This is a genomic window from Campylobacter sp. BCW_6460 (genome assembly GCF_001762705.1).
Classification (GTDB): domain Bacteria; phylum Campylobacterota; class Campylobacteria; order Campylobacterales; family Campylobacteraceae; genus Campylobacter_D; species Campylobacter_D jejuni.
The window spans coordinates 41063-60325 of the sequence record NZ_MJXI01000039.1 but is presented as its reverse complement, the minus strand read 5'-3'; the positions used below and the strand labels follow the sequence as shown (position 1 = coordinate 60325).

The 19263-nt window shown below is 29.8% G+C and carries 20 protein-coding genes; 4 read left to right on the top strand and 16 right to left on the bottom strand.

Features of this window, described 5'->3' with window-relative positions; all coding sequences use genetic code 11:
• Positions 1-28: 28 nt before the first annotated feature.
• Entirely contained in the window at positions 29-2575 is a 2547-nt protein-coding gene (locus AJ881_RS08280) for a bifunctional aconitate hydratase 2/2-methylisocitrate dehydratase (RefSeq protein WP_070252938.1), read from the bottom strand.
• A gap of 54 nt (positions 2576-2629) precedes the next feature.
• Between AJ881_RS08280 and AJ881_RS08275 the strand changes: the two genes are divergently transcribed.
• On the top strand, positions 2630-3082 hold the full coding sequence (locus AJ881_RS08275) for a methylated-DNA--[protein]-cysteine S-methyltransferase (RefSeq protein WP_002892517.1): 453 nt from the start codon (positions 2630-2632) through the stop codon (positions 3080-3082).
• On the opposite strand, the gene AJ881_RS08270 is transcribed toward AJ881_RS08275, so the two are convergent.
• From AJ881_RS08270 to mobB, 5 genes are read right to left on the bottom strand one after another with little or no spacing between them, the layout of a single operon-like run.
• Positions 3074-4015 carry a hypothetical protein gene (locus tag AJ881_RS08270; protein WP_070252939.1) on the bottom strand — a complete coding sequence of 314 codons (942 nt, stop codon included), beginning with the start codon at positions 4013-4015 and terminating at the stop codon, positions 3074-3076. The two genes, AJ881_RS08275 and AJ881_RS08270, sit on opposite strands and share 9 nt — an antisense overlap.
• A gap of 3 nt (positions 4016-4018) precedes the next feature.
• On the bottom strand, positions 4019-5905 hold the full coding sequence (gene metG / locus AJ881_RS08265; RefSeq protein WP_070252940.1) for a methionine--tRNA ligase: 1887 nt from the start codon (positions 5903-5905) through the stop codon (positions 4019-4021).
• A 9-nt stretch (positions 5906-5914) separates the two neighbouring features.
• Positions 5915-6112, bottom strand: coding sequence for a hypothetical protein (locus AJ881_RS08260; protein ID WP_002861479.1), 198 nt, complete (start codon positions 6110-6112; stop codon positions 5915-5917).
• Positions 6105-6947: a class 1 fructose-bisphosphatase gene (locus AJ881_RS08255; protein WP_052950026.1), complete on the bottom strand. Its 843-nt coding sequence runs from the start codon at positions 6945-6947 to the stop codon at positions 6105-6107. The genes AJ881_RS08260 and AJ881_RS08255 overlap by 8 nt, the downstream gene beginning before the upstream one ends.
• A gap of 1 nt (position 6948) precedes the next feature.
• Positions 6949-7440, bottom strand: a complete 492-nt coding sequence (gene mobB, locus AJ881_RS08250) for a molybdopterin-guanine dinucleotide biosynthesis protein B (protein WP_052950028.1) — start codon at positions 7438-7440, stop codon at positions 6949-6951.
• A 96-nt stretch (positions 7441-7536) separates the two neighbouring features.
• Here mobB and AJ881_RS08245 point away from each other — a divergent pair, with 96 nt between their 5' ends.
• On the top strand, positions 7537-8022 hold the full coding sequence (locus AJ881_RS08245; RefSeq protein WP_002861482.1) for a hypothetical protein: 486 nt from the start codon (positions 7537-7539) through the stop codon (positions 8020-8022).
• On the opposite strand, the gene AJ881_RS08240 is transcribed toward AJ881_RS08245, so the two are convergent.
• Genes AJ881_RS08240 through gltX form a run of 3 tightly spaced genes read right to left on the bottom strand, consistent with a single transcriptional unit; the run spans position 7919 to position 11120 of the window.
• Entirely contained in the window at positions 7919-9544 is a 1626-nt protein-coding gene (locus AJ881_RS08240) for a lytic transglycosylase domain-containing protein (protein WP_079676189.1), read from the bottom strand. The genes AJ881_RS08245 and AJ881_RS08240 overlap by 104 nt on opposite strands.
• A complete protein-coding gene (locus AJ881_RS08235) occupies positions 9541-9822 on the bottom strand; it encodes a YggT family protein (RefSeq protein WP_002852501.1) in 282 nt (93 codons plus the stop codon). The genes AJ881_RS08240 and AJ881_RS08235 overlap by 4 nt, the downstream gene beginning before the upstream one ends.
• A gap of 2 nt (positions 9823-9824) precedes the next feature.
• Entirely contained in the window at positions 9825-11120 is a 1296-nt protein-coding gene (gene gltX / locus AJ881_RS08230) for a glutamate--tRNA ligase (protein ID WP_070283225.1), read from the bottom strand.
• An 85-nt stretch (positions 11121-11205) separates the two neighbouring features.
• Between gltX and AJ881_RS08225 the strand changes: the two genes are divergently transcribed.
• The gene (locus AJ881_RS08225) at positions 11206-12330 is read left to right on the top strand and encodes a metallophosphoesterase (protein ID WP_070252942.1); all 1125 of its coding nucleotides are present in this window, start codon (positions 11206-11208) and stop codon (positions 12328-12330) included.
• Positions 12327-13127: a phosphatidylserine decarboxylase gene (locus tag AJ881_RS08220; RefSeq protein ID WP_070252943.1), complete on the top strand. Its 801-nt coding sequence runs from the start codon at positions 12327-12329 to the stop codon at positions 13125-13127. Before AJ881_RS08225 ends, AJ881_RS08220 begins: the two co-directional genes overlap by 4 nt.
• Here the strand turns inward: AJ881_RS08220 and AJ881_RS08215 are convergent.
• The 7 genes from AJ881_RS08215 to AJ881_RS08185 are packed head-to-tail and all read right to left on the bottom strand — an operon-like array spanning position 13124 to position 19256.
• Entirely contained in the window at positions 13124-13405 is a 282-nt protein-coding gene (locus AJ881_RS08215; RefSeq protein ID WP_002852641.1) for a FlhB-like flagellar biosynthesis protein, read from the bottom strand. The genes AJ881_RS08220 and AJ881_RS08215 overlap by 4 nt on opposite strands.
• The gene (locus tag AJ881_RS08210) at positions 13402-15651 is read right to left on the bottom strand and encodes a flagellar hook-length control protein FliK (RefSeq protein WP_070242816.1); all 2250 of its coding nucleotides are present in this window, start codon (positions 15649-15651) and stop codon (positions 13402-13404) included. Before AJ881_RS08210 ends, AJ881_RS08215 begins: the two co-directional genes overlap by 4 nt.
• Entirely contained in the window at positions 15644-16831 is a 1188-nt protein-coding gene (locus tag AJ881_RS08205; RefSeq protein WP_070252944.1) for an MFS transporter, read from the bottom strand. The genes AJ881_RS08210 and AJ881_RS08205 overlap by 8 nt, the downstream gene beginning before the upstream one ends.
• Positions 16809-17312, bottom strand: a complete 504-nt coding sequence (locus AJ881_RS08200) for a hypothetical protein (RefSeq protein ID WP_070252945.1) — start codon at positions 17310-17312, stop codon at positions 16809-16811. The genes AJ881_RS08205 and AJ881_RS08200 overlap by 23 nt, the downstream gene beginning before the upstream one ends.
• Positions 17312-17641, bottom strand: coding sequence for an AtpZ/AtpI family protein (locus AJ881_RS08195; RefSeq protein WP_070252946.1), 330 nt, complete (start codon positions 17639-17641; stop codon positions 17312-17314). Before AJ881_RS08195 ends, AJ881_RS08200 begins: the two co-directional genes overlap by 1 nt.
• Complete coding sequence (gene hemL / locus AJ881_RS08190; RefSeq protein WP_070252947.1) at positions 17638-18912, bottom strand: glutamate-1-semialdehyde 2,1-aminomutase; 1275 nt, start codon at positions 18910-18912, stop codon at positions 17638-17640. The genes AJ881_RS08195 and hemL overlap by 4 nt, the downstream gene beginning before the upstream one ends.
• On the bottom strand, positions 18909-19256 hold the full coding sequence (locus tag AJ881_RS08185; RefSeq protein WP_002852485.1) for a c-type cytochrome: 348 nt from the start codon (positions 19254-19256) through the stop codon (positions 18909-18911). Before AJ881_RS08185 ends, hemL begins: the two co-directional genes overlap by 4 nt.
• Positions 19257-19263: the final 7 nt, after the last annotated feature.

The window sequence follows — 19263 nt, the reverse complement described above, 5'->3', positions numbered from 1 at the left end:
TTTAATCCAAATAAGTATTAAATTTGAATTAATTTTCAAGTTTGAAATTTTCAATCTCATTAAAATTTAAATATCTATAGATATTTGCCTTATGCTCATCACTTAGTTTTTCGCTGACAATTTGTAAGTATTCTTCCTTGCTTGGAATTTTACCCAAAATCGCACAAACTGCCGCAAGTTCTGCACTGCCTAAATATACTTTAGCACCCATTCCCATACGGTTGTCAAAATTTCTTGTAGAAGTTGAGAAAACTACAGCTCCATCATTTACTCTAGCTTGATTACCCATACACAAAGAACAACCAGGAACTTCTATTCTAGCACCTGCTGCGCCAAAGATGCTGTAATAACCTTCATTGGTAAGTTGTGCTTTATCCATTTTTGTTGGAGGCACTACCCAAAGTCTGGTTTTAAGTATGCCTTTATCTTTTAAAATTTCTCCTAAAGCTCTATAATGTCCTATGTTTGTCATACAAGAACCTACAAAAACTTCATCTATATTTTTTGGACGCTTATCATCGGCTAAAATTTCGCTTAAGGTTGCCACATCATCAGGGTCATTTGGACAAGCTAGGATTGGCTCTTTAATGTCATTAAGATTAATATCTATAATATAAGCGTATTTTGCATCTTTATCTGCTCTTAAAAGAGTAGGGTTTTTAAGCCATTCTCTCATTTTTTCAGCCCTTCTAGCAAGGGTAGCTTTATTCTCATATCCTGCTTCTATCATAGCTTCAATTAAAGAAATATTGGATTTGATATATTCGCTTACACTTTCTATGCTTAAATCCACACTGCAAGCAGCTGCAGATCTTTCAGCACTTGCATCACTAAGTTCAAAAGCTTGTTCGACTTTTAAGTTTGGTAAGCCTTCTATTTCTAAAATTTTTCCTGCAAAAATATTTTTCTTATTTTTCTTTTCAACGGTAAGTTGTCCTTGTTTGATTGCATAATAAGGTATAGCATTAACCAAATCTCTTAAGGTAACTCCAGCTTGTAATTCCCCGCTAAAACGCACTAAAACACTTTCAGGGACATTTAAAGGCATAGAACCAGTAACCGCAGCAAAAGCCACAAGTCCACTTCCTGCAGGGAAAGAAATTCCTATAGGAAAGCGTGTGTGAGAATCCCCACCTGTTCCTACGGTATCTGGCAATACAAAACGATTAAGCCAAGAGTGGATAACCCCATCACCTGGTTTTAAACTCACCCCACCACGACTTGTCATGAAATTGGGCAAAGTTTTATGTAAATTTGAATCGCTTACTTTTGGATAAGCAGCTGTATGGCAAAAGCTTTGCATAACAAAGTCTGCATTAAAACCTAGGCTTGCAAGTTCTTTAATTTCATCTCTAGTCATAGGACCTGTGGTATCTTGAGAGCCTACAGTTAAAGTCATAGGTTCTATATACATACCTGGACGCACACCTTCAACTCCACAGGCATGACCTAGCATTTTTTGAGCTAAGGTATAACCACCGCTTGAAGATTTAGGTTGTTCAGGTTTGGTAAAGATATTTTCGCTTTCCATGCCTAAAAATTCTCTAGCCTTAGCACAAAGCCCACGACCTATGATAAGTGGGATTCTTCCTCCTGCTCTAACTTCATCTAAGAGAGTGTTTGGACTGAGTGTAAATTCTGCGATTGTAGAGCCATTTTTTATGATTTTTCCCTCATAAGGATGAATTTCAAACTCATCGCCCATTTCTAAGTTTGTTACATCGCAGATGATAGGTAAAGCTCCGCTATCTTGAGCAGTGTTAAAGAAAATCGGTGCTATGGTTGAACCCATTACTATACCACCGCTGTGCTTGTTTGGTACCCCTTCTATTTCTTTTCCTAAGTGCCATTGTATAGAATTTATTGCTGATTTTCTACTCGAACCTGTTCCTACAACATCACCTACATAAACTACTTCGCGACCGCTTTTTTTAAGCTCTTTGATTTTCTCTAAGGATCCTGCTTGTCTTACCTTTAGCATGGCATTTGCATGCAAAGGAATATCGCTTCTTGTAAAAGCATCTCCTGCAGGACTTAGATCGTCGGTATTTGTTTCGCCTGCTACTTTGAAAACTATACATTTAATCACTTGAGGTAATTTTTCTTTTTTGTTAAACCAGTCCGCATTTGCCCAGCTTTGTAAAACTTCTTTAGCGTGTGGATTGTTTTTACTAAGTTCAGCTATGGTATGAAAATTATCATGTACAAAAATAATATTTTTCAACACTTCTGCAGAATCTTTGGCTATGTTTTCATCTTTTAAGGCATCGATTAAAACTTTAACATTATATCCGCCTAGCATAGTTCCAAGCATTCTTAAGGCTCTTTTTTTGTCTATATTTGGAGCACTGATTTTGCCTTTAAGTATAGAATCTAAAAATTCACATTTTACTAAAGCTGCATCATCAACACCAGGATTTACTCTATTTTCTAAAAGATTTGCAAGCTCTTCATTATTTTCATTTTCAAGTAGTTTACAAAGTTCTTTAGTTTGATTTGCATTTAAAGGAAGGGGTGGTATACCCAAAGCGGCTCTTTCTTCAACAAGTTTATTGTATTCTTGCATAAAAGACATTTTCTACTCCTTAAATATTTTTTATTATAATTGTAGCTCTTTGAAGGATAAAAAATGTTTAAAGTTTATTATAAAATGCCTTTATGTTACCTATCTTTACATAGTGATGGAAAATTTTTAACTAGAGTTGATTTTTGTGATAATAAAAGATCAGAAAAAAATTGTAGTTTGCTTGACTTAGCAAAATATGAACTTGATTTATATTTTACTCATAAGCTTAGAAAATTTAGCATTCCTGTTTTGATACAAGGTACAGACTTTGAATCAAAGGTTTATAGGGCTTTAATGAAAATTCCTTATGGCAAAATAGCTACTTATAAAGATATAGCAGAAAAAATCAATCATCCAAAAGCTTTTAGAGCTGTCGGAAATGCAAATTCTAAAAATCAAATTCCTATTTTTATACCTTGTCATAGAGTTATTGCAAGCAATGGCATAGGAGGATATAATGGAGGGCTTGAAATAAAAAGATTTTTGCTTGAAAATGAAGGAGTGAATTTAAAATAAGCTTGGGGTTTGATTTTCTTTGTTTTCAAATTCTTGTTCAAAAATATCATAATTTTCAAGAATTAAACAATATTTAAAATTTTTTAATTTTCTTAAATCTGAAAGCTGATTATAGGAAAAATCGCAAAATAAAGAATTTTTAGAAGCAATTTTAAAGTCTTTTATGTTTTTAAATTTTTCTTTCCAGAATTCAAAGGTATTTTGGTTGTTGCTTACAATAAACGCTTGAGAGCTTGAACCAAAAGGAGTGATTTCAAATTTATCATCAATAAAATAAATTTTAAAATCATCAATCTTATTAAAGTCAAATATTATTTTTTGATTTTTTTCTTTTAAAAAAGAAATAATTTTTGCAAAACTATTTGCGTAAAAAAAAGGCAAATTAAGATTTTTAAAATATAAATTTTCACAAATCAAAGTTGTAAAAAAGAAGCTAGATCGCGATAATAAAGTAAAATTAGCATCTTTTAGACTATGAGAATAGGCACAAAGTTTATTTAAGTAATTTTCTTCACAGTAGCAAAAAATTTCACCCTTTTTTGCTTTGATTAGTTTTTCAAAATCAGCAAAAATATTTCCTTTTAAAATGTTAAAATAAAAAGCCTTGCAAAGACTTAGTTCGTAAGATTTAAAAAGCAAAAATTCACATTCTTTATCTTCGCAAAAAAAGCGTAAAAATCTTACAAGAGCTTGTTCTAGATTTTCTACTTTAAAGTAAAAAATTTCTTTATCTTCAACAGTAATGTCATTTTCTGTAATTATAGCATAAGCGCCTTTTTTTATAGCTTGGGTAATTTCTTTTTTATCGTTATTAAAGAAGGCAAAGCCTGTTTTAAGTTCGTTTAAATTTATGGCAAAACCTTCCACGCTTAAAACGCTACCTTCATGAATGAGCGTTGCGTTTAAAAGTTCGCCTAAATTGCTAATTTGCATATTTTAGCCTACTAAAGAACCGTTTTGTACAAGTTGTTCAGGGGTGATTAAAACAAGTTTATCTCCGCTTTTTGCAGAAAGTATCATACCATCGCTTTCATGTCCAAAAATTTTAGCTTTTTTAAGATTACTTATAACACATACTTGTTTACCGATTAAATCACTGGCTTTATAGTATTTTGCTATGCCTGAGAGTACTTGACGGATTTCTTTATTGTCAAGTTCGAGTTGAAATTTTAAAAGTTTTTCACTCCCTTCTATATTTTGACAATCAAGTACCTTAGCAACTTTGATTTCAATTTTTGCAAAATCATCGATTTTTATTTTAGGACTTTCTTCTTTTTTAGGTTCTTCTTTAATTTCTTGTTTTAAAAGAGCTTTTTCTACTTTTGGAAATAAAGCTTCGCAAGGATTTGCTTTAAAATCTAAAAGTTCATTATCAAGTATCATTTTTGCATAATTTGTAGATGAAATTTCAAAATTTAAAGCTAAGGCCACCTTTTGACAAGACTTTGGTAGAGCGGGGCTTAATAAAAGACTTGTTTTGGCTAAAATATTTGCACAAAGTGCCACTAAAGCATTAGCTTGTTCGTGTTTGTTTTCTTTGATTAAATTCCAAGGTTCGTATTTGCTAATGGCTAAATTTGCCACACTTAAGGCTTTAAAAAGTTCTTCTAAATAACGATTACACTGTAAGTTTTCTAAAAATTCTACCGCTAAATTTAAGTGCTCTTTTGCTTGATTTAGTTCGGCATTGTAAAATTTTAAAACACCTTCTTTTGAAATATTTCCTTGAGCATATTTTGTACTCATACCTATAATGCGATTAAGTAAATTTCCAAATTCATTGCTGAGTTCAGCATTGATACGATTTATCAGCATATTTTCGCTAAAATCCCCATCATTACCAAAAGGCACTTCTCTAAGCAAGAAATATCTAAAAGCTTCGCTTCCATAAGCATCAACTATTTCTTTAGGTTTTACAACATTGCCTTTAGATTTACTCATTTTTTCACCTTCTTTAGTCCACCAGCCATGTGCACCTATAAATTTTGGCAAAGGCAAATCCACGCTCATTAAAAAAGCTGGCCAATAAATGGCATGAAAACGCAAGATATCTTTTCCTACTAAATGCACATGCGCAGGCCAAAATTTAGCATTTTCTCCCTTGCTTTGAAAATCAAGCGAACTTATATAGATAAAAAGTGCATCAAGCCATACATAAATAATATGTTTATCATCATTAATTTTTTGAGGCAGTTTAATCCCCCAATCAAAACTTGTTCTTGTAATGGAAAGATCTTTAAGGCCGCTTTGGACAAAATTTATAAGTTCGTTTTTTTTGTTTTTTGGTAGGATGGGATCTTTTTCTTCATACCATTGTAAAATTTTATCTTGATATTTTGAAAGTTTGAAAAAATAGCTTTCCTCTTTTAAAATTCTAGTTTGTTTGCCACAATCTGGACAAGAACAATCATTGATAAGCTGACTTTGAGTAAAAAAGCTTTCACAAGAAATACAATAGTGTCCTTCGTATTCATCTTTATAAATATCACCTTTTTGCCACATTTTTAAAAACATAGCTTTAACAAATTCAATATGCCTTGTATCAGTTGTTCTTGCGTAAATATCATAGGTGATTTCAAATTCATCCCATAATTTTTTAAATTCAAAACTGATTTTATCAGCATATTCTTGAGGGGTGGAATTTCTTAGTTTGGCAGCTTCTTCGATTTTTTGTCCATGCTCATCTGTTCCTGTTAGAAATCTTGTTTCATGTCCTTGCAAACGATAAAATCTTGCTAAAGTATCGGCTATGATGGTAGTATAAGCATGACCTAAATGAGGTACATCATTTACATAATAAATTGGTGTTGTAATATAACGCATTTTTTTCCTTTAAAAGTCAAATCCGCCTTCGGTTTTACCCTTAGACATACTATTATAGACTGCATCAACATAATTTTTTCTAGTTTGGCAGTTAAAAATTTCATTGCAATTATAACAAGAGTTTAGGTTTTTTGAGTTTTGACATGAAAGTAAAATTTCTTTCTTTTTATCCATATCTTGCTCAAATTCATCTCTAGTTTCATTCATTGTAAGCCTTTAAAAGTTTTGAAATTTCATATTCTGAGCCAAAAAAACAAGGAGTTGTAGCATGGATTTTATCAAATTCAAGTTCAAGTAAGGAGTGATTTTTTCCATTTGTGGTTTTTCCGCCTGCTTTTTCTATAATAAAGGCTAAAGGAAAGACTTCAAAAAAAGCACGAAGTTTGCCATTAGGCGCATCTTGTGTTGCAGGATAACTAAAAATCCCACCCCCTTTTAATAAAATTTGATTGATATCGCTTACCATGGCTCCAGAATATCTTAAGCGATATCCTTCATCAAAGAGACTTTTGATAAAATTAGCGTGTTTTTCTTCCCAAAATTTTTGCGTTCCGCCTGTAGCATTAATCTTGCCTTTTTCATTCATTTTAAGATCTTTTATAAAAATAAATTCATTATTTGCATTTAGGCGATAAAGTTTTGGTTGATCTTTGCAAATTACAAGTTCTAAGCGCGCTCCATACATACTATAAAGTGCAGCTCTTAAATTTTTGGCATTTGCTTTTTCTTCATAGATGGCAAAAATAGAACCTATGGCAAAATTAACATCCATTAAGCTAGAACCATCTAAAGGATCATAAGCTACGATAAAATTTGCCCTCTCGTTAAGCATTAAAATTTCGTCTTTTTCTTCACTTATGATGGCTTTAATGCTTGAACATTGACTTAGGGTTTTTGTGATGATTTCATCGCTTAAAACATCAAATTTAAGTTGGGTATCGCCTGTAAAATTTTGATTTTGACTGTAGCTTGTATCGGGAAATTTTAAAGCGTTAGAAATTTCTAAAACCGCTTTTTGTATATAAGAAATCACTTCTTGCATTTTATAATTCTCCTTGTAAATTTTTAGCATTTTTAAGTATGTATCGACAAATAGCTTGTATATCGTTTAAATCAAGCCAAGTAAGATAAGGGTGAGAAATTTTTTCATAGCTTGCAATGGCGTTTGAAAAAGTAAAATAACTTTCATCAATTTCTTTGCAAAATACGCTAATGCGTGGTAAATCAAGAGTTTTCAATCCTTCAACCAAACAAATGTCAAAATCAGGGCTTAATTTTAAAGCTTTTAAAATATCTCTATTTTTATGAGAAAAAAAAGTTGTTCTTGTAGGGCTTAAAACCATGACTTCAGCTCCACTTTGAAAAAATTTAAAACTATCTTTACCGTTAAAATCAAATTGAGCTTTATCGGCAGGATCGTGTTTAATGATTAAAACTTTTAAATTTTGTTGTAAAAAACTATCAGCTATTTTGGTGATGAGTGTAGTTTTACCTGAATTTGAAGGCCCGCTAAAAGCTATGATAAGTTGTTTCATAAAATATACTCTTAATTTTTTTTGTAAAATTATATCTTTTTAAACCAAAAAATAGGGTTAAAAGGCTACAATAATACTAAAAAATATGGAAAAAGAATGAAAATTTATAGTGTAATTTTAGGTGCTTTTTTGCTTGGAGCTTGTTCTTTAAAAGATCAGGCGATTGTGGATACAAATTTAAAATCTCAAACTTTAATGTTTACTCAAAAATACAAAATCACACAAGATAAGATTAATGCCATTGTAACCATGTCTTATTTAAACCCAATTCTAGACAAGATAAGTAAAGATGATGTATTGGCCTTGTCTTTTACTCCAAATACATTAAAAATTCAAAATTTAGAAGTTTTTATCAATAATAAAAAAGCCAATATTGAAAAACTGGATGATGAATATTTAAAATATATAATACAAAATAACTATACTGATTATTTTAAAGTATCTCTTCCTAGTGTCAAGGAAGAGACTAGGCTTGTAGCTAAGATTTGTTTAGATCATTTGCCTTGTTTTGAATTAAATTTTCAAAAATATCCGAAATCTTTATACTATCGTTCAGAAGATGTCGATACACAATATAATTAGCTAGAACTTTTTTTCCGTAAATTCGGCTTTCTTGATAAGGAACTAGCTCCATAGACAAGAAAGGTTCAAATTTGCCCGTCTTAAACATATCATTTCTTGCAAGCATACGGTTAGTAAATCCTATACCACCATTATAAGCATAAGCGACAAAAAGTGGAGATTTTAAACGTGATTCAAGGTAATTTAGATGATAATTTCCAAAGTAATATGCTATTTCAGGTTTAAACATAAAATCTTGATCGAAATTTGGAATTTTTAATTCTTTTTCCCCTATGTGATTGGCTAAAAATGGCATAAATTGCATCATGCCTAAAGCATAAGAAACTGAAATAGCAGTTGGAATAAAACGACTTTCTTGTCTGGCAATAGCCAAAATTAAAGCTTGTCTTGTTTTATTATAGTCTTTTATATTGTCATAATAAGGCATTATAAAATAATGTTTTTTAAAATTATTTTTGCGTTCTAATATGTAAGCATAAATAGGCAAGGTTTCTTGTGTGTCAAATTCTTTTGCCAAGACATCTAGTTGACTTGCGTTAGCATCGCGAATTTGTTTGTTTATTTTTTGCCAAGCAAAAGGATCTTGCATATTAAAATTATTTTTTTTCTTGCTTGGATTGAGGCTTTCTATCTTTGGAAAAGGTGTGTTAGTAAGTTCTTTTGCGTAAAGGCTATAAATATTTAAAGAAGAACTTTGCGATAAAGTTTTTAAATCTTCTTCATTGTTTTTAATCAACCACATCCAAAATATAGCATTGTCTTTGTTACTTTGCGATTTAAAACTTTGAGCCGCCTTTTTAAAAAAGTCATAAGCAAGTTCTGTTTTATCATAGGTTAAGGCATTGACTCCTAAATAGAAAGCAGAATCTTCACTTACATTTTCAGGATTTATTTCTAGCATAGAATGTCTAAATTTTGGATTTTCTTTTTTAATAATAATATTTTGTGCAAAATCTTTAAAACCAATGTGGTTTGGTAGTTTATTGACTAAACTTGTATTTAAATCTAAGTCGTATTTTTTAGAATAATTATAAAGTTTAAAAAAACCATTAATATCTTCTTTTTGTACCATATAGCTCATAGGATCAGAAGTATTAAAAGCTAGCAATAAATTTGTTAAATCAGGTCTTTGATTTTCAAAGGTTTGAGCTAAAGTAGTTCGGTCTTTGGAATTTAAACTCGCTATAAAAACTAATGAATTTAAGCGCACGCTTTGACAAGTTAAATTTGCATCTAAGATAGTATTTGCTGTATAGGTATAGCATTTAGCATATTTTGGGTTGATATAAGGCTTTAAAGGAATGATTTTTTCAAGTTCGGATTTAATTTTTCCTATGTAGCGAAAAATATGAGAATTTAAATCCTGTGCATCTTTTTTACTGATTTTATTTTTTTCTAAAAGCCTATAAATATAATAATCCTTAGCAAGTGAATTTTCTTCTTTTTTGAGTTTTTCTATGCTATATTGTGTAGCATTTAAACTTGAAAAAATAAATAAAAAAATGAGTATTTTTTTTATCACAATATACTCCTTAAGATATTCCCAAGAAAAATACCAAGAAACTGCAATGCTAAGACTATAATCAAAGGTGCAAGATCAATATTACCAATGCGTGTTGGAATTTTTCTAACTAAGGCGTAAGCAGGATAACTTAATTTATATAAAATTTGCACTATGGGATTATAAGGATCAGGGTTTACCCAGCTTAAAAGTGCTGTGATGATAATAATCCAAGTATAAATGTTAATGACAATTTGTAGTACTTGAAAAATAGAAATAATAAAAGAGTCTATAACCATAGTTAAATCCTTGCTAATTCGTGAATAAAATTTTTAATATAAGGATAAAGATCGCTAAGTTCAGGTCCGTGGATACTTCCTGTTAAAATTATTCTTAAAGGCATGAAAAATTTTTTACCTTTTAAGTTGCTTTTGCTTAAAAGTTCATTTTTAAAATCTTCATAATTTTCAAAAAGTTCAATATCTTTTAAGAGTTCTTTTAAAATTTTACATTCTGTTTCAAACTCGCCAAAGTCTTTTGTGCTAAAAATAGCCTGCATTTTTTCTTTAAGTTCTTTTATGGTGCTTGCTTCTTGAGTGTAAAATTTAGCAAGTTGTGCAAGATCTTTGTTTAAATCTAAAATTTTATTAAGCTCATCATCTTTTATCATTTTGATATGTTCGCGATTGATTTGCAAAAGTTTTTTAAGATCAAATCTTGCTGGAGCTTTTGAAACTTTAGAAATATCAAACCATTTTATAGCCTCTTCTAAGGTAAAAATTTCACAAGGAGTTTTATTGCCTAGCATGATCAGATAATTTGCGATTGCACTAGGTAAAATTCCACTTTCAAGTAGCCATTTTACAGAAGAATGTGCTTCTCTTTTGCTCATTTTAACACCTTCTTCGTTTAAAATGATAGGCAAGTGCGCATAAGTTATGGCTTTATTATAGTCTAAACTTGCGCGGATATGTTCTTGTTTTGGAGTGTTTGAAACATGATCTTCTCCGCGTACAATACAAGTAACATTTTCAAGCATATCATCAACCGCACAAGCAAAATTATAAGTTGGAGTTTTATCCGTTCTCATAATCACAAAAGAGTCTATGTTTTCAGGTTCAAAACTTAATTCACCTTTGATAAAATCTGTAAATTTCATAGTGTGAGTAGGTTTTTTAAGACGGATAACAAAGGGTTTTTCACATTCTAAAACATCGATATCGGCTAGTTTTTCACAAGTGCCATCGTAGCGATAAGCTTTACCTTGTTTTTTAGCCAGCTCTTTTTTTGCTTCAAGTTCTTCTTCAGTACAAAAACAAGCAAAAGCTTTTTTTTCACTTACAAGTTTTAAAGCCATTTGGCGATGGAATTTTAAATTTTCACTTTGTATATAGTAATGCTGCCATGAAATACCAAAAAGATTTAAAATTTCTTTGATTTCTTCTTCTTTTCCTGCTATATTTCTAGTCTTATCGGTATCTTCAATACGTAAGATAAAATCCATATTTTTTTGTCTTGCACAGATATAGTTAAAAATTGCTGCGCGTAAATTTCCTATGTGCATATCACCTGTGGGAGAAGGTGCAAAACGGTACATTTTATAGCCTTTAAAATTATTTAAAAGTTTATTATAACAGAAAAATTTATACGGATATTTAATTTTACTTGGTTATAATACTTTTATGATATTTTTAATTTTTTCTTTCATTGTATTATTGATTTTTGGCTTAGCAAATGTTTATATTTATAAAAGATTAATCAAGAAAATTACTCTTTTTAAGTATTTTTATAAAATTTTTGTCTTTATTTTTATTGTGCTTTTTTTGGCCCAAGCTGTGTTTTTAATATTTCGTAGAGATGAATATTTAAGTGATGCTTGGTATGAAATTTTAGCCATGCTTTATGCGCCGACTTATTGTTTGTTTTTTATGACTTTAGCTTGGGATTTTATTAAATTGATTTTAGCTCTTATAGGTAAAAGAGATAAAAAATATAATCTTATTTTGCGTTTGATTTTCGAGTTTTCTCTTATAGTTTTAAGTGTGTTTTTAATTTATGTAAGTATAAATAATGCTCTAAAAACACCTGAAGTAAAGAGTGTTGATGTTGAAATACCAAACCTTAAACAAGATTTAAAAATTGTCATGCTTACTGATATACATTTAGGTAAAAATTTGCATGAAAATTTTTTAGACAAGCTCATCACTAAAGTGAATTTGCAAAGTCCTGATATGGTTGTAATAGTAGGAGATCTGATTGATACTAATCCTAAAGATTTAAAAAATTATATCTCAAAACTTAATGATTTTAATTCCACTTATGGAACTTTTTATGCCTTGGGAAATCATGAGTATTATCATGGTATCAATGAAGTTTTGGATTTACTTAGAAAACATACTAATATGAAAATTTTAGTCAATCAAAATTTAGATTTGGGTTTTATAAATATTGCTGGACTTGGGGATTTAGCCGGACTTAATAAGGGTTTATATGCTCCTGATTTAGCAAGAATAAAAGTGGATTTAAATACAAGCAAACCTAGTGTTTTACTCACACATCAACCCAAAACAGCTTTGCTTTATGATTTAAGTGATTTTGATCTTGTTTTAAGCGGGCATACACATGGAGGGCAAATTTTTCCTTTTATGTTTTTAGTTAAACTTCAGCAAGGTTTTGTTCATGGGCTTTATGATTTAGGAGAAAAAACCAAGCTTTATGTGAGTAGTGGAGCAGGATTTTGGGGGCCAAGTCTTAGAGTTTTTGCTCCGAGTGAAATAGTTATTTTAAATTTAAAAGGAAAAAAATGAGTTTTTCAAAAGAAAGTTCGAGACTTTTTGGTTTTGTAGCGGGGATTAAATTTCCTAAAATGATACAAAAAGTTATTAATGAAAATTATGTTAAGTATTTTAATATCGATATGAGTGAATTTAAATCTCCTTGTGAATACAAGAGTTTAAATGCTCTTTTTACAAGAACTTTGCAAATTTCAAGAAAACTTGAAGAAGGTTTTATCAGTCCAAGTGATGGCAAAATTTTAGAGTGTGGAAGTACTTTTTTAGCAAATGAAGAACATTTTGCTTTTTCTATAAAAGGGCATACTTATAGCGTTGAGGAGCTTTTAAAAGATAGCTTTGAAAAAGATGAACTTAAAAATGGGCTTGATTATGTCAATATTTATCTTTCTCCAAAAGATTATCATCGTTATCACAGCCCTTGTGATATGCAAATTTTAAGCGCAACTTACACAAGTGGAGTGCTTTATAGTGTAAATGAAAAGCATTTAGAACGCATTAGTAATTTATATGTAAAAAATGAAAGAGTAAGTTTGAAATGTCAAAATGAAAAAGGCATTTTTTGGCTTGTTTTTGTGGGAGCACAAAATGTAGGAAAAATGCGTTTTAATTTTGATACAAGCATACAAACCAATGCTAAAATTTCTCATAATTTTACTAGAAAATATGAAAATTTAAATTTCAAAAAAGGCGAAGAACTAGGAAATTTTGAACTGGGTTCTACTATAGTTTTAATCTCTCAAAAAGGACTTTTAAATTTTAATTTAAAGATAGGGCAGGGTATTAAATTTGGAGAAAAAATAGCGGATTAGTTTTTAGGAGTTTTATTTGCCATTTGATAGATAAAGGCAAAAACTTCAGCTACAGCTTTATACATATTAGGTGGAATTTCATCACCTAAGTCAAGCTTGCTTAAAATTTCTATTAAATCTTCATCTTCTTTAATGGGAACTCCGTGTTCCTTGGCTAAAGAAATAATTTTAGCAGCACTTTCACCTTTGCCACTTGCAAGCACTTTTGGGGCAGAGTTTTTTTCTTTTTGATAGCCTAGAGCTACAGCTTTTTTAATCGATCTTTTGATTTTGCTCATACTTTTTTATCCATACCCATTTCAAGATCTAAATTTTTCATATTTCTAGTATCAAATTTACTTCTTATGATATCACCTACAAAGAAATTTGCACTTAAAAGTCCTGCTTTATTGATATTTCTTTTAAGCTCATGGGCATTTTCATAGATGGTTTTTCTAAATTCAATATTTTCTGCCATAATATTAATATCTATATATTTTTCATTATTTAAAGAAATAAGAATTTCCAAATCCCCAAGTTTTGCAAATTCGAGTTTAATCTGAGCAAAAAATTTATCCTTTTTTCCGCGTCTAAACATAATTTTAGAATCATTTAAATCATCCCAAGAAAAAGGCAGATAAGTATTGATAGAATCATTAGCTAAAGACATAAGCTGATTGATTTCAATTTGCGCTAAAAGACGATTAGCTTGATTATATATAGCTTCATTGCCTTCATTTTTAGCTAAATTTGAAATTTGCAAAAGTGTTGATTTTACATCATGATGTAAAGATTCAGCTATATCTTGTTCTGTTTTTGGTTTAATTTGCGCTAGATCTTTGGTAGAAAGATTGAGTTTGTGTTCGAGATTTTTAAGTTCTGCTTGATTAAGTTTGGCATTTTGAGTATAAGGTTCAAGTTCTTTTAAACTTTCATTAAGTCTACGAGAAAGATTGCTTAAATTTTTACTTAAATCTTGCACTTGTTCTAGATCTAAATTTTCCACATTAAATGCTAAATTTTTTATAATATTTTGTTTTATAAATTCCTGATTTTTAAAAATATTTTGCATAGTTTGGTTATTGTTAGATTGAATATTTTGAGAATTATTTAAATTTTGCGTATTGTTTGTGTTAGGATTTGAAGTGTTGGTATTTGTATTGATTGAAGTTTTATTTTCTGTTTTTGTTTCATAAAATTTTGGATTTTCTTTGATATTTTCTTTTGATTTTTCTTGTTTTTCATCTTTGATTTTTTCTTGGTTTGGAGTAGAATTTTTTATATCATTATCTGGCTTATTTTCTGTTTCATTATTTTGAATATCATTTTTTGTATCTTGAGTATCTTCTTCGTGAGTTTTTATATCAGAATCTAAATTTTCATCTTCTTTTATATCAGTTTCTTTTACATGTGAATTTTCTTCGTTTTTTGAATCTTGTTTAATATCGGTTTTAGTATCATCTGTGAGAGTTTCTTCTTTTGATGCTTTTATATGTTTTTCTTCATCTTGGTTTTTTGTGTTATGATTAAGTTTTTCTTCTTTCATATTTTCTTTGTTACTTAAAAGATTTTCTAAAATATTTTCTTTATCTTGTATTTTAGAAGCTTGATTGCCTAGTATATTTTTTAAAGTATTTTCAAGTTTTTCAAAGGCGGTAGCAGTTTGCTTAAGGATGTTTGGATCTTTTATCATTAAATTTTCTGGCTTATTAAGAGCTTTGAAAAAATCATTTTTGATGGAATTTAATTCTTTTAAAATTTTATTAGCTATAGGGGTGATTTTTTCTTGAGCATGACTGGGATTTTTACTTATATAATTTTTAAAATTTTCCAATTTAGAACTTAAATTTAAAAGTGCTTTAAAAGAACTTTGATTTAAAATTTGCTTATTTTCATTTTTGTTAGAATTGATAATATTTTTTAATTCTTTTAGAGTGTCTTTTGGGCTTAAATTTGCATCTGCAAGTTGGGCTATCTGAATGCTTAGTTTTTCACTACTAAGACCTTTAATTGTACTTAAAAGAGAGTGAAAGCTTTTGGGTAGTAATTCTTCGTTTAGGGCATCTTTTAATTTAGCTTCTAAAAATACGCCCGAATTTTTAAACAAAGGAGCTAAGTTATTGTTTTTTATTTCACTGGCAGGTTTTAAAATTTGATTTAATCTGTCTAAAACTTGTGTAAAAGTATCGCTTTTTGCAAGTTCTGTGCTTAAAGTTTTTAATTCATTAGCAAAATTAGGAGCTAAATTTAAATTTTTTCCTTGTTTAAGTACAGGGGAATCGGGATTTTTTTGAGCATTGATTTGATCTAAAAGTTTATTAACAAGTTCTTTTAATTTGGTGCCTGTTTCATTTTGAACAAATTTTGCTAGTATTTCTTCACTACTAGCGTCCTTGCTTAAACCTAAGTTTTGCTTTAAAGCTTGTGCAAGTGCTTCTTTTGGATTGTCCTTTAAATTTGTTTTATCTTTTGAAGTAGAGTTATCTACTTTTAAATCATTTTTTTGCGTATTGGCAATTTGACTTGCTAGTTGAGTATTAATCATCAAATATCACCATATTTCCAGGCTTTTTCTTAAATTTTTTATTTAAAATATTTGGTTTATTGATAGCAAAAAGAATTAAAAATGCTAAAGAAACTATATAAAACCATATAAAACCTTTGATTTCAAAGTATTGCATTAAAAAACCTAAAATTAAAGGGCCAAACAAAGAGCCCAAAGAATAGCAAAAAAGAACACCACGACCTAACTCTACGCCTTTATTTTTGCTTACTAAAACATCATTTGCTCTAGCAAGTGCTAAAGCATATAAACAAAATATTCCTACACCAAGAGTAATTCCTAAAAAATATTGCATATACAAGTGAAGTTTAAAAAAGATAAATATAAGCATAGTGATAAATCCTATGCTTGCACAAGTGATAATGGCAAATTTGCGACCAAGTTTATCTGAAATAGTTCCTATGATGGTTTGTGCAATAAAACCACCTAAAACCCCACAAAATACAAAATAAGAAACCGCTTTTGCATCAAAACCTTGCAAAAGTATAAATAAAGATGCCATAGAAAAAAAGCCATTTATAAGCATTCCAGCTATAAAGCTTGTGACGATAGCCAAAGGGGCTATATCAAAAATTTTAGGTATAGAAATAGGACTTGGTGCGGGCAAAACAGGTTCTTTGATTTTAATCAAATTTAAAGGCAAAGATGAAAGTAAAATCAAAGTTGCACTGAGAATAAATATACTATGTTTGCTTAAATTTAACGCTATGATTAAAACTCCAATACCAAAAGCAAGATAAAAAACAATTTCATAAAAACCTAAAATTCTAGATCGAATGGCATTTTTGCTTTTTTCATTAAGCCATGATTCTATGACTATTAAAAGACCATAGTAGCAAATCCCTATGAAAAATCTTAAAACAGCCCAAAAAATAAGATTTTCGCTTACTGTATGAAGCATAGCTGAAATTCCAAAAATAGCCCCAAATAGCCCAAAAGAGCGTATATGACCTATACGAGAAATAATTTTATGAGCACTGATGGTTCCAACAAGAGCGCCTATAAAAAAACAAGAACTTACCACTCCAACAGCTAAAGAACTTTCTCCGTTTTCTTTTAATATAACACCTATAGAGCTTACTATCAAGGCATTACCTGCAAATAAAAATGCCATACCAGCAAAAAGTGCTGTCATTGATTTAATAATTTTTTTTGGACTCATACTTTTTTATATATAAAATAAAAATAAACACACAAACTAGCAAGGATGAAATTCCACAAATATAAGCAAAGATATCTAATTTATCTTGGCGATGTAAAAATAAAAATCCAGCAACCAATATTACATAAGCCATCAATTTAAAGAGAGTAAAAAACATAGCAAAAAAATGGATTTTCTCTTTAATATTTGGCTTTAAATCGTCTTTTAGAACTTTAAAATGAATAATTTTTGATAAATTTTGTTTTTTTTTGATAAAAAGTGATGAAATGAAATTAAAATCTTTTTCATAATTTTTTGATTTTTTTATAATGACTTTTTTATAATTTAAATAAGAAACAAAAATAATCAATAAAACACTAAAAAAAGCTATTTCATAGCTTAAAAATGTGTCTAATTTAAAATGATTTAACGATAAAAATATGATCCAAAAAAATAAATGAATAATGGCAAAAATACAAAATAGAGCTTTTTTATGTTCCATTATTTGTTCTTTTCTTTTTGAATTTTTTCTTTGATCAACTCATCTCTTTCTTTAAATTCTTCATAGCTTTTTACTTGAACTTTATAAGCTTTATAAACATTAAGTATAGCAGCACTGATCCCCCAAAAAACTCCAAGCCAAAAAAGCCAAGGATAAGGAGTAAATTTTTTAAGCAAATATCCTATTCCCACACCTATAAATACAGCAATAACCATAGAGATACCAAGACTTAAACCATCCACAGCTTCAAGAGTTTTGCGAATGATTTTTTGTCTTTTGCTGTTGGAATTTTCTAAGTGATTTTTTTCTTCTTTTAAAATATTGCTCATATTCTTTTAAAGCTTTCCCTAACAGCTTCTAATGTTGTATCTACAATTTTATCATCCATTTTTGAACATATAAAGCCTGTTTCAAATTGAGAAGGCGCTAAATAAACTCCATTTTCAAGCATATTTTTGTGAAATTTTGAAAATAATGCTAGATCAGATTTTAATGCATCTTGGTAGTTCGATACAGGATCTTTGGTGAAAAAGTATCCAAACATAGAACCTACATGACAAACTTGTAGCGGAAGTCCTTTTTCATCTGCTAATTTTTTCATTCCTTGGGTAAGTTTTTTTGCTAATTTTCCAAGCTTGTCATAAAGCTTGGTTTTCTTTTTGGCTTTTGTAAGACTTGCTATACCTGCAGCCATTGCCAAAGGATTTCCACTTAAAGTTCCTGCTTGATAGACTCCACCCAAAGGACTTAAAATATCCATAATTTCAGCTCTAGAAGCAAATGCTGCTGCAGGTAGACCGCCTCCTATTACTTTGCCAAAAGTAATTATATCTGCTTGGATATGATTGATTCCATAGGAACCAAGGTAAGATGCTCTATATCCACTCATTACTTCATCAAAAATCAGCAGAGTTTGATTGTTTTTACAGATCTTAGCAAGTTCTTCTAAAAAATCTTGTTTAGCTGGAACTAACCCCATATTTCCAGCAATAGGCTCAATGATAACACATGCAATATCTTTATTTTTTTCAAAAAGCTCTTTAACGCTATTTATATCATTATATTTTGCTACTAAAGTGTGTTTAGCTACATCTTCTAAAACACCCAAGGAGCTAGGAGAGTTAAAAGTAGCAGCACCACTTCCTGCACTCACCAATAATGAATCAGAATGCCCGTGATAACATCCTTCAAATTTTAAAATTTTATCTTTTTTAGTAAAGCCACGGGCAAGACGAATAGCACTCATGGTTGCTTCTGTTCCACTACTTACAAAGCGGATTTTTTCTAAATGAGGAAAATCAGATAAAACAAGTTTGGCAAGTTCAGTTTCTAATAAAGTCGGAGCTCCAAAACTTGAACCTTTATGAAGTGCTTTTTGACAAGCTTTTTGTATATCTTTATCGCAATGTCCAAAAAGTAAAGGCCCCCAGCTTTGAACATAGTCTATATAAGAATTTCCATCTATATCGAAAATATAAGCACCTTTTCCATGGGAAATAAATTTTGGCTCACTTTGAACATTTGCAAAAGCACGAACTGGAGAATTTACACCACCTGCGATGAATTTACACGCTTCTTTAAAAGCTTTTTTGTTTGTCATTTTTCTTCCTTGCTAAATTGCTTGATGTAATTATATAAAGTTACAATTTCATCATTTGTTAAAGAGTAATTTGGCATGATTGATTTTGCGTCTTTACTCTGATTAAGAGAATTTTTAAAATTCTCAAAACTAAGATTTTGTATACTTGGAACCTTATAAGCTGTTTTAATACCATTTTTCATATAATATCCTAAAATTTGTTCGCTTCCATCTGCTCCATGACATTCTTTACAACTAATACCCCTTGGATTTTCATAAAGCATTTTAGAGTATTCTTTAAGAGTGATAAAATCAGCACCAAAAAGACTAATACTAAATAAAAAAAACATTAAAACAATTTTCAAAGTTTCA